The 12399-nt window shown below is 52.9% G+C and carries 9 protein-coding genes; all 9 read right to left on the reverse strand.

Annotation, left to right across the window (positions count from 1 at the left end):
• Positions 1-29: 29 nt before the first annotated feature.
• Entirely contained in the window at positions 30-1430 is a 1401-nt protein-coding gene (gene mgtE / locus AB8881_02560; GenBank protein XDZ63782.1) for a magnesium transporter, read from the reverse strand.
• A gap of 266 nt (positions 1431-1696) precedes the next feature.
• Positions 1697-3148 (reverse strand): short-chain fatty acyl-CoA regulator family protein, encoded by a 1452-nt coding sequence (locus tag AB8881_02565; GenBank protein ID XDZ63783.1) that lies wholly within the window; start codon positions 3146-3148, stop codon positions 1697-1699.
• Between the two features lie 367 nt (positions 3149-3515).
• Positions 3516-4802, reverse strand: coding sequence for a glycerate kinase (locus AB8881_02570; GenBank protein XDZ63784.1), 1287 nt, complete (start codon positions 4800-4802; stop codon positions 3516-3518).
• A 12-nt stretch (positions 4803-4814) separates the two neighbouring features.
• Positions 4815-5789 (reverse strand): 2-hydroxyacid dehydrogenase, encoded by a 975-nt coding sequence (locus AB8881_02575; protein ID XDZ63785.1) that lies wholly within the window; start codon positions 5787-5789, stop codon positions 4815-4817.
• A gap of 246 nt (positions 5790-6035) precedes the next feature.
• A complete protein-coding gene (locus AB8881_02580) occupies positions 6036-7166 on the reverse strand; it encodes a BMP family ABC transporter substrate-binding protein (GenBank protein ID XDZ63786.1) in 1131 nt (376 codons plus the stop codon).
• Positions 7167-7221: 55 nt separating this feature from the next.
• Entirely contained in the window at positions 7222-8133 is a 912-nt protein-coding gene (locus AB8881_02585; protein XDZ63787.1) for an ABC transporter permease, read from the reverse strand.
• A gap of 1 nt (position 8134) precedes the next feature.
• A complete protein-coding gene (locus AB8881_02590; GenBank protein XDZ63788.1) occupies positions 8135-9235 on the reverse strand; it encodes an ABC transporter permease in 1101 nt (366 codons plus the stop codon).
• Positions 9232-10800 (reverse strand): ABC transporter ATP-binding protein, encoded by a 1569-nt coding sequence (locus AB8881_02595; protein ID XDZ63789.1) that lies wholly within the window; start codon positions 10798-10800, stop codon positions 9232-9234. Before AB8881_02595 ends, AB8881_02590 begins: the two co-directional genes overlap by 4 nt.
• Positions 10801-11071: 271 nt before the next feature.
• Positions 11072-12391 (reverse strand): ammonium transporter, encoded by a 1320-nt coding sequence (locus AB8881_02600; GenBank protein ID XDZ63790.1) that lies wholly within the window; start codon positions 12389-12391, stop codon positions 11072-11074.
• Positions 12392-12399 lie beyond the last annotated feature (8 nt).

The raw sequence follows: 12399 nt of genomic DNA on the forward strand, positions 1-12399 counted from the left end.
AGCCACGAGGTCACGCACCATTGATCAGCCTACATCAGATAAAGCGCGGCAAGCCCAAGAAACACAAAAAAACCAACAACATCAGTGATGGTCGTTACAAAAACGCTGGACGCCACCGCCGGATCGACGCCAATACGCAGCAATCCCAACGGCACCAAAGTACCGCTGAGGCCGGCAATCAACAAATTCGCCAGCATCGCAACCGCCATCACTGCAGCGATTTCCGGATCACCAAACCAGACAAATGAAACCACCGCCGCCAGCACCGCAAACAACAAGCCGTTCAATAATGCGACCAGCCCTTCCCGCACAACAAAATTACGGGTCGAAACAGCATCAAGCTGTCGCAGCGCAATCGCGCGCACCGCAACCGTAACGGTCTGTGTTCCGGCATTGCCGCCCATCGACGCCACAATTGGCATCAGCACCGCCAATGCCACCAATTGTTCAATCGTCGCATCGAACACACCGATCACCACTGACGCCAGTATCGCTGTCAACAAATTCACCAAAAGCCAGGTTGTTCGGCCTTGTAATGTTTCAAGAATGCTCGACCGCAGGCTAGCCTCACCAACACCGGCAAGCGCCATCAAATCTTCTTCGGCCTCCTCATCGATAACGTCAATCACATCATCAATCGTGATCATCCCGACCAGCCGTTCGCCATGATCAACAACACCGGCGCTTACCATGCCATAGCGCCGAAAAAGAATCGCCACCTCTTCTTGATCCATATCAACCGGAATTGAGCGGAAATCAGCTTCCATAATTTCAGACACACGCCGCGGACGTTGCGCACATAACAGCTTGCTAAGCGGCACCTCTCCTAGCGGTTTTCGGGCCGGGTCAACCACAAAGATCAGGTAAAATTCATCGGTTGCCGATTTGCCACTTCGAAGATGGTCAATCGTCTGCCCCACCGTCCAGAATGACGGCACGGTAATGATTTCACGCTGCATAAGGCGGCCGGCCGAATCTTCTGGAAACGATAGCCCCTCTTCAACAAGAACACGATCTTCAGCAGATAAAGCTGCTAATACATCAGCAAGCGCATCATCTTCTAATTCTTCAATAATATCAATTGCATCATCAGTTGAGAGATCATGCAGCTGGCGCGCCAATGCCTTTGCGCCCATCACCTCGACAATGGCCTCACGCGTATTTTCATCAAGATAAGTCAGTGTCTCGGCATCAAGATGATCGCCAAGAAAGCGCACAAGTGACGCTGCGGTACGCGCTGGCATCCGCTCTAAAAGATCAGCCTGATCAGCGGGATGAAGCGGCGCAACCAGCGTTCGAAGCCGCCGTACAGCACCAGCCTGAACCGCATTAATAATCGCAGTCTCAACCTTTGGCGTCAGGCCATAAAGCGCTGTCAGCCGGTCACCACCGTCATCTTTGCGATCACTCTGTTCATTATCTTGCACCATTGCCTTGCACCGCCGTCTTGCGCCATCATCTTTGCACCATTGCCTTGCGCCATCATTCTGAGCGTTGGACCGGATGCCTATGCCGCCGAACCGCACCGACCCAGCGTCAAACCTATGAGCAGGCACGCTAGCAGATCACGGATATTTTTAAAACAACACATGACAAAAAGCCGTGACATATTTCGCTCTGTAATATTATTACAAAACTCAAAAATCAGCGTTTTTGTAATAATATTTCAAACGGCAATTGCACGAAAGCGGCAGCGCTATTTGGGTGCCGCCCCCTTTGCACCGAGATCATAAAGCCCAATCCGGCGCATCGGCCCATCAAAGCGCAATTCATGTCCAATGGGCGGGTGCGCGCGCTGGGTACACTCCATCCGCTCACAAACTGAACAGCCAACGCCGATCTGATCAAGGCGCGCAGATTTCGAAATATCAATCTGGTCGGCATAGGTCATATCGCGGGCATGATGCAATTCACAGCCGAGTGTCACGGCAAATTCTGGCGATTGCGCCAATGTTGGCGACCATAGCGGCGGCGCCGTTCGTGCAAGCATGAAATATTTCTGCCCATTCGGCAATTCAGCCGCCTGCGCCAAAATCTTCTCAGGTGTCCGAAATGCTTTGTGCATCGTCCATTTCGGACAGGTCCCCCCATGCGTGGCAAATTGCATACCGGCGGCGGCAAGCCGTTTTGAAATATTGCCGGCATCATCAACCCGGATAAAGAAAAACGGTATCCCCCGGGCATTTGGTGCATTCAAGGTGGTGAGGCGATGGCAAACCTGCTCAAAGCTACAGCCAAAACGACGCCCCAGCAGGTCAAGGTCATAGCGCAGGCTTTTTGCCGAGTCCAGAAATGCCGCATAAGGCATCATCACCGCACCGGCAAAATAGCCGGCAAGCGTAATTTTCAACAATGATTGCGACTGCGGATCATTTACCGACTGTTCCTGACAAATCTTGTCGAGTACTGCCTGCTGGCCGAGAAGTGCCATTTGTATCAGCAGATGAAACTGACGCTGAGGCCGCCGCAGCGCCTCACTGATCAGAATCTCGCGGCGATGTAGATCATAACGGCGAAGCTGGTTCTGCATGACCTCAACCGGCATGATCCGCACCCGAAGCCCAAATGTTTCCTTTACATGGGCAGCAAGATTGGCAAGTGTATTACCGCCGGTCAGGTCAAAATCACTGACAGATTCAATCTTTGCCGCACGCCGCAATTCATCCGCCGCATCCTCTAAACCGGGAAAGTAATTATTGGCCTGTTGCAGCGTTGCCCTTACTTTTTCAACCGGATTGCTCATCTGCACACCGCCACCATCGCCGGCGGTAGCCTCCAGTTCGTCCCGCACTTTGCGATAGGCCTGAAACAATGTAATCAGACCACGCGCTGCCCCTGGCGCAGCGGTAATCATATCTTGAATTTCGCGGCGCGGCACCTGCTCATCTGCTAAAAGGGGATCGGCGAATATCTCGGACATTCCAGTCGAAAGGCTGGCCGCATCATCCTCGGCAAAATCTTTCAGATCAATGTCAAAGCTGTTGCCAAGCCGCAGCAACAGACCCACCGTTAAGGGGCGCTGATTATGCTCTAAAAGATTCAGATAGGACGGGCTAATCTCTAGCGTTTCCGCCATCGCCGTCTGCGACAAGCCAATGGTTTTGCGAAACCGCCGCAATTTATGCCCGACAAGGATCTTTTCCTGCATTGGCTGCCCCCCCCTTTTTGACTGCCTCTTATGGCGATTACCTCAAAATAATCATCTTCCAAGCATAGCCTGTAAATAGAAAATGTAAATAATTTACAATTTTCAAATTTGCATTTTTTTCCTTGCTCAGAATAGCAGCAAAAAGGCACAAAAAAGATGCGGATCGCATTGGCGACATGCGGCGGCGCAAATCCTTGTCACGTTGCTTTACAGCTTTGCGATATAGGGTTTTGGCAGACGAAGCCAGCTTGGGGGAGTTTGTTTGGTTTGCCAGCCCTATTCGCAAACGGGGGTCGGTCAGGCTTTATGCCTTTCCGGCCCTTTTTCTTTTCGGACTCTTTTTGAATGGTTTGTCAGTATTGGATCTTTAAGGTTGCGCGTAAATCACCACCAGATCAGCAAGGTTGGTACCGGTTGCACCGACCATCAGTAGCTGATCATGCGCCTTCAGATACTCATAGCTGGTATGTGATGCTAGCGCCGCCGCCGCCGCGTTGGGATCAAAGCCCTGCGATGACGCAATAACCCCGCCTGCCGCATCGGTTGGCCCATCGCGGCCATCAGTACCACCCGCCAAAATAACCCAAGTGCGCGGTGCCTTTGTCCCTGCTGCCTGCATCGCCGCTGCAAACGCCACCGCTAATTCCTGCGAACGGCCACCCTTGCCCGGCTTTGCCGGATCAAGCGTCACCGTTGTCTCACCGCCAGCCACCAGCACATAAGGCTGAGCGCCACCACGCTGGTAATGATCAATGATTTGCCCCGCCAGCTTTACCGCCATCTGACTAGCCTCACCATCAAGAGCTGGCGCCGGAAGACACTCTATATGCGATAAAGCCTGCCGGATATAGGCCGCCGCCGCATCACGGCATTGCGCATTACTGGCCAGAATATGCGTTTTCACATTTGCCAGCACCGGATCACCCGGGCGAACCGGACCGGCGATTTTACCTGCCTTAATGGCATCTAGATGCGGCGCAACAAAATCCAGCCGGTCAAGATGATGTTTGTGGATCAGCGCCACCGCCTCTTCAAACGGCACCGGATCAGCAACCGCAGGCCCGCTCGCAATCGATTGCGGCAAATCGCCGGGGACATCAGATAACAGAAACTGGGTTATTGCCGCAGGTGCCGCCAGTCGCGCCAATTGTCCGCCCTTCAGGCGTGAAAACAATCGCCGCACCACATTCATCGCGTGGATATCAAGACCGCTGGCCAGTAAGGCGTCATTCAGCGCAATTTTTTGCCGAAGGCTGATACCGATCGCTGGCGCCGGCAACAATGCCGAGCCACCACCGCTGATCAGCAGCAACAGATGGTCTTTGGCACCAAGCCCCATAGCCATTTTTTCAACCGCCGTAGCAGCAGCAAGCCCGCGTTCGTCGGGCACTGGATGGGCGCTGGCGAAACAGTCAAATCCGGCGATCTGGCGATGGTTTTCATCAGTGGTAATAACAAGCCCCACCCCTCGGTAACCCGCGTCACGAACCGCTGCCGCCATCGCACCCGCAGCCTTGCCAAGCGCAATGATCGCCGTCGGCGTCTGGGGCAACCGGTTATAGGCCGATGACGTAATGAGGCCGGGCTGTCCGGCCGCAAGTGCCGCGGTAAAGCTATCGCGAACCAGCTGTTCGCCCTTGAGGTCAGCCTGCATTATCTTGCCACTCTAAACCGGATCAATGAGGGGGTTTCCGGCAAAAAAAGCGCGGGCATTCTCGACAACTTTTAGCCCCATCGCCGTCCGTGTTTCAATTGTTGCCGATCCAAGATGCGGTAATAAAACGGTGTTTGGCGCGGCCAGCAATGCCGGATCAATAACCGGCTCGCCTTGAAAAACATCAAGACCCGCCCCACCAAGCCGGTTTGCCGCCAAGGCCGCCGCCAACGCAGCCTCATCAACAACATCGCCGCGCGCCGTATTAATCACATAAGCATCAGGCTTCATCATTGCCAATCGGTCAGCATTCAGAATATGGAAAGTGTCAGCACTCGCAGCACAATGCAGCGACAGGCAATTGGCGATTTGACACACGCTTTCAACATCATCAAGCTGACGCGCCGGATAAGCCGAAATATCGTCAACCCGCGACCGGTTATAGAAAACAATTTCCATGCCAAAGCCCAAAGCCGCACGCTGTGCCACCGCCTTGCCAATCCGGCCCATCCCGATGATTCCCAGCGTTTTCCCCTGAAGTGAGCGCCCCATCAGATGTGTTGGCCGCCATCCATGCCAGTCACCAGCGCGCAATTCGCGCTCACCCTCGCCTGCACGGCGCGACAACATCAAGATCAACGTCATCGCAAGATCGGCAGTGGCATCGGTCAGCACCCCCGGCGTATTGCTAACTGCAATGCCCGCCGCTGCCGCCGCGCCAAGATCAATATGATTTGTGCCAACACCGAAATTCGCGATCAGTCGCCCTTTGCCCGCTGCGCCAGCGGTAATGATATCGGCGCCAATCCTGTCAGACACTGTTGGCGCAATGGCGTCGTGACTAGCAAAGCCGGCGGCCATTTCAGCGGCGGTGAGCGGCGTATCAGCCATGTTAAAAGTCGGTGCAAAATAGTGAGACAGCGCAGCTTCGGCATCAGCTGGCCAACGGCGCGTCACAAAAATACTGGGCTTGTCGGACTGTGTCATAACTACATTCTGCGCTGGGACGGGTGAAAAGATTGCCTTTTTCTAGCCTGCCTAACCCGAATTAAAAAGGTTTTTCTGCTGAAACGAGAGATCAGCACTAGCGCCAATAACAACAAAAGGCCAGCAAAATAGGATTAGGCAAATTATGATTAGGCAAACTAAAAGGGGCCCCCACAAGCGAGTGCCCCTCTTTCGTGATGTTTAACAGATCAGGCCTTATAATTGCCTGACCATAACGCCAGATACTTAGCCAGGGATCTTGCCAGCAATTCCGTCGACATAATAATCGAGGGTCGTGAACAGCTCTCCATCATCCAAGGTTTTGCCAGCAGGCACACGCAGCTTGCCGCTGTTATCCTTGATCGGGCCGGTAAAAATCTTGTTTGCACCTGATTTAATATCAGCCGCAGCCTTGGCCGCAGCGGCAGCAACATCCGCAGGCATATTTTCAAACGGTGACAGCACTAGATAGTCGTCTGACATCCCTTTCCAAATATTTCCCGCCCAATAACCTGGCGCATCACCAGTATTCCATGTTCCATCTAGTGCTTGCTGAATCTTGGTTTTGTAGTAAGGAGCCCAATTATTGACTGAGCTAAATAGCTGAGCCTTCGGCGCAAAGTTTTTCATGTCACTTGCCTGACCAAATCCATAAACACCCGCCTTTTCAGCTGTTTGGAGCATCGCAGGGCTATCTGTATGTTGCGCTAGAATATCAGCGCCCTCAGCAATAAGAACTTTTGCAGCGTCAGCTTCCTTGACCGGGTCATACCAAGAGTTTACCCAAATTACTGAAACTTCTGCTTCTGGATTCACGGAACGTAAACCGATACCAAAAGCATTAATACCCTGGATCACTTCTGGGATAGGAAAAGATGCAATGTAACCAATTTTTTTACTTTTGGTCATCATGCCCGCAACTAAACCCTGCACGTACCTTCCTTCATAATATCTCACATTCCCTGTAGCCATGTTGGGAGCACGCTTGTATCCAGAAATATGCTCAAATTTCACATTTGGAAATTCTTTAGCTACCTTCAATGTGTAATCCATATACCCAAAAGAAGTTGTAAAGATTATATCATTCCCTTTTCTAGCTAACTCTCTGATTACACGTACGGAGTCAGGTCCCTCAACCACATTTTCTACATAATTGGTTTCAACCCTATCACCAAAGTGCTTTTGAACTTCCTGGCGCGCCATTTCATGCGCATAGGTCCACCCATGATCTCCCGGATTTGTAAAATAAACAAAAGCTGCCTTCAGTGGCTCTGCAGCGTTTGCGGAAATCGAACTTATTATTCCCAATAACCCAAGGTTAAATATTGTCAGAACGGACAATATTGCCCGTCTCAAGATGCCTTTTCTCAGTCTCATTTCTTCCTCCACTTTCTCAATTTGCGTGTTCTGACTGGATGCAAAAATTTAGCTTCTATTTACTGTTAACAAAAATTCGACCTAAACACGCAGGCGAGTGCCTTAGCGCAAATTCACGATTGCGCGATATCACAACCAATACAACAATCGTTGCGATATAGGGCAACATCGACAGCATCTGCGATGGCACCACCCAACCGCGTGCCTGACCGGCTAGCTGCATGATGGTAATCCCGCCGAACAATAAAGCGCCCACAAGAATACGCGAAGGAATCCATGATGCAAAGACCACAAGTGCAAGTGCAATCCAGCCGCGTCCGGCGGTCATGCCTTCAGACCAATGTGGCGTTAGTACAAGTGGCAGATAGGCCCCGCCAAGTCCCGCCATCATACCGCCAAAAGACACTGAACAAAATCGCACAAGCAGCACAGGATAGCCAAGCGCATGAGCCGAATCGTGACTGTTACCAACCGCCCGCAGCACCAAGCCAGCGCGGGTACGACTCAAAAACCAGCCGACAAGCCCTAAAAACCCGATCGATAGATACGCCATCAAATCATGATTAAACAGCAGATTCCCGACAATTGGCAGATCAGCCAGCAGCGGAATTGCGAGGTTCGGCAGCCCCTCAATCGTGCCGCCAACAAACGGCGCACCAACAAGCCCTGATAATCCCGTTCCAAAAATGGTCAGTGCAAGCCCGGTGGCAACTTGATTGGTCGCCAGTCCCAGCGCAAATAGCGAAAATACCACCGCTGTCATCGCCCCGGCAACCGCACCCGCCAACACCCCCAGATAGGGATTGCCCAAAATGGCCGTCGCTGCAAATGCCGAAACCGCGCCCATCAGCATCATGCCCTCAACCCCCAAATTCAACACCCCACTTCGCTCGGCAACCAATTCGCCAGTCGCCGCGAAGATCAACGGCACCGACGTTAATAATACTGTCAGGATCAACGCTTCCATTCTATTGCTCCTGTGTCCCAGATACCGGTGCCGCGCGCCGCAGCGTGATGTGATAGCGGTTAAAGGTTTCACCAGCCAACAGCATGAACAACAAAATCCCCTTGAAAACGCCTGTTACGACTTTGGGCATACCAAGCGCAATTTGCGCATGATCACCACCCAGTTCGGCCAAGGCCACAATCAGACCAGCGAATATCACACCCACCGGATTTAACCGCGCCAGAAACGCGACGATGATTGCGGTGAACCCATATCCAAATGACACGTTAGGCTGCAGCTGACCCATGCTGGCCGAGACTTCTACCATACCGGCAAGTCCAGCGGCCGCACCAGCAATCGCCATAACGCCAACGGTGACCAGATGTGGGCTAAAGCCAGCAAACCGGCCAGCACGGGGCGCATCGCCCATAACCTTGATCTGAAATCCCAGAATTGTGCGTGATAACACAAAGCCGCCAAAAATCGCCAAAATCAATGCCCCAACAACGCCCCAATGCAATTGCCCCAGCATGCCGACAAACGGTACGTCAATCCGGTGGATTAACGCTGCGTCGCTGTACATTTTTGTCAGCGGAAACCCGAATGACATCGGATCACGCCACGGCCCGCGAACCAGCCAATCAATGAATAACGCGGCAACATAAGTCAGCATCAAAGAAACCAGAATTTCATTAGTATTGAACCGCACCTTCAGCAGGGCTGGTATCATCGCCCAGAAAATGCCGCCAATAATGCTTGCCATTATCATCGCCGGCATCAGCGTCATCGCCGGCCAATCGGGAAAGCTCAACGCCACCCACCCGGAAAAAATCGCGCCAAAGACCAGCTGACCCTCGGCGCCAATATTCCAGACATTCGCCCGGAAACAGAACACCAACCCCGTCGCCGTGATGATCAAAGGACACGCCTTAACAAGCAAATCACCAATCTGGTCAGGGCGTGAAATCGGCGCAATGAAAAATGTATAGAGCGAGCCAAGCGGGCTAAACCCGAGCAGGCCAAAGATACCCGCCCCAGCCAACAGCGTTAGGACAACCGCAATCGTTGGCGTCAACAGCGTTAGTGACAGCGGAATATGTTTGCGCGGCGTCATGCTGATCATGCGCTTGCTCCCGATGCCATATTCGTGGCATCTGCTAAATCACCACCCATCAACAGGCCAACCCGTTCTGCGGTTAATTTTGTGGCTGAAACGGCTGGCGACAAAACCCCGTCATGCAGCACCGCAATCCGGTGCGCAATTGCAAAAATTTCTTCTAGATCCTGCGAAATCATCACGACCGCCGATCCCTTTGCGGCGAGTTCCTGCATTGCCGTGCGGATAAACACCGCCGCACCGACATCAACGCCCCATGTCGGCTGCGATACGATCAGCACGCGCGGCACCTTGATAATTTCCCGGCCGACAACAAATTTCTGCAGGTTGCCACCCGACAATGATGATGCCAGCGGGTTGGGTTCGGGCAAACGAACATCAAAATCAGCGGCAATTGCGGCGGCCTTGGCGCGCATTCCCGCAAGGTCAAGCACCCCACCACGCACCACACCTGCCAGCGAATGATTTGTCAGCAGCGCATTATCAGCAAGGCTCATCGACGGCACTGCTGCATGACCGTTGCGCTCTTCTGGAATAAATCCCATACCTGCCACACGGCGCTCAGCTGGGCCGCTGATACTGATGTCGATACCATCAAGCGCAATGACACCGCGTTGTTGCGCCCGCCATTCACCGGTTAGCGCGGCCATCAGTTCATCCTGCCCATTACCGGCGATACCGGCGATGCCAAAAATCTCGCCAGCGTGCGCCGCAATCGAAATATTCCGCAGCGCCACCGAAAACGCGTTCGCCTTCGCCCGGTTTAGCCCTTTGACCTCAAATAGTATTTTAGCATTTGCCGGCGCTCGCTGACGCGCCACATCCTTGACCTTTGTGCCGATCATCATCTCGGCAAGCTCGCGGTTTGAACGGCCCTTGGTCGTCACTGACCCAACATTTTGCCCCCGCCGCAACACCGTAGCGCGGCTGGTCAATGCCCGAATTTCATCCAGCTTGTGCGAAATAAACAGAACCGCCAAACCGTTTTCGGCAAACCGCCGCAGCACCGAAAACAGCTGCTCAGTTTCCTGCGGTGTCAGCACTGATGTTGGCTCGTCCATGATCAGCAATTTCGGATCTTGCAGCAAACAGCGGATAATTTCCACACGCTGTTGCTGACCGACGGAAAGATTATGGATGCGAGCCGCCGGATCGACTTCGATCCCGTAATCCTTGGAAATGCCTGAAATACGGGCAGATAATGACGCGATACTCTCGCCGGCGGGCATGGCAAGCTGGATATTTTCTGCAACAGTCAGGGCGTCAAACAAAGAAAAATGCTGAAATACCATGCCGATACCCAGCTGGCGCGCCTGTTGCGGCCCGCGAATTGACACAATCTCACCATTCCAGAACAATCTACCCTTGTCTGGCTGCAAAAGACCGTAAGCGATTTTCACAAAAGTGGATTTACCGGCGCCATTTTCACCCAAAAGCGCATGGATTTCACCCGGATGGATGCGAAAGGACACATCAGCATTGGCGGTGAAATCGCCAAATTTCTTGGTGATGCCAACCGCTTCAAACAGGGGCTGTGGGTGCGAACCGCTTGCGTTTGATTTTTGCGACATACGTCTCTCAGCTCAGTTAGGCACCCATGTTAAATCCGGTATGGGCGCCGCTAACATCAGGCACATTCCGCCCGCGGAACTTGAGCCGTTAGAATAGGAGAAAAGAACAACTTCTGTAAAGGTTCAATGAGGGCTGAAATATTATGTTTTTCCACACCTTAAACTTGGGTTTCCTCTAACCTAAGTAGGGGGTTTCAACCTAAACAGCCAGCCCCGATCAAACCGGCGCTGGCTTCTATTTTAGGTCAGTGCGGCAGTGCCGCTTTAGTGCTTAGCGTGAAAACTCGGGATAGGCATCCATGCCGAGTTCGGCGCTGTCGAGACCCGCCAATTCATCTTCTTCGCTAACCCGGATGCCCATGATCTTATCAATCGCAAACCAGACAATCGCTGAGGCGATAAAGGTGAACGCACCGACGATGACAATTGAGGTGATCTGGGTGCCAAAGCTGGCATCGCCGTTTGTCAACGGCACCGCAAGTGTTCCCCAGATACCGGCAAAAAGGTGAACCGGGATCGCACCAACGACGTCGTCAATCTTGATCTTGTCAAGGAACGGTACGGCAAACACGACCAGCACACCGCCAACACCGCCGATTAGAGTTGCCGCGCCAAGGGTTGGGGTGAGCGGCTCGGCAGTGATTGACACCAGACCAGCAAGCGCGCCGTTCAGCACCATGGTCAGATCAACCTTGCCATAGAAAATTTGAGTAAGGGCAAGGGCCACAAGCGCGCCGCCAGCAGCAGCCGCATTCGTGTTCGCAAAGATCCGCGAGATATCGGCAACATCACCAACACTTCCCATTGCCAATTGTGAGCCACCGTTAAACCCGAACCATCCCATCCACAAGATGAATGTTCCAAGCGTTGCCAGCGGAAGGTTTGCGCCCGGCATCGGCACAACACGCCCGTCCTTGTATTTACCAATACGCGGGCCAAGGATTAACACACCGGCAAGCGCTGCCCAGCCGCCAACCGAGTGTACGACCGTCGATCCAGCGAAATCAAGAAAGCCCATGGCGTCAAGGAAACCGCCGCCCCATTTCCAGCTGGCCTGCAATGGGTAAATAACCGCTGTCAGGATGAAGGTGAACAACAGGAACGGCCATAGCTTAATACGCTCGGCTACCACACCCGACACGATCGACGCCGTTGCCGCACAGAACATCAACTGGAAAAAGAAATCCGACCCGGTTGCAGCATAGCTAAGGTCGTCAACCTTATCAGGTGCAACACCAACGGCCTCAAGCACAGCCACCGCCGGTAAGACACCGGACAAAACACCCTCAATCGACCATGTCCCAAGCGGGTACATCAAATTATAGCCGATAAGGTAATAACCGATAGCCGCAAGTGAGAATAGCGCCACGTTTTTCGTCAATTGCATCGAGGTATTCTTGGCTCTGACAAGGCCCGCCTCAAGCATACAGAAGCCGCAGGCCATGAACATGACCAAAAAGCCAGACATCAGGAACAGCAGCGAGTTCAAGATGAACACGCTGTGCGCTGGTGCCTCTTGCGCCAAAGCCGGGCTAGCGATCAGTCCAACCACACCCGCAAGAGGTAAAGATTTCAACATTAATTTAACCATTGGTAACT

The sequence above is a fragment of the Alphaproteobacteria bacterium LSUCC0396 genome (genome assembly GCA_041228345.1).
Lineage (GTDB): Bacteria > Pseudomonadota > Alphaproteobacteria > Puniceispirillales > Puniceispirillaceae > UBA3439.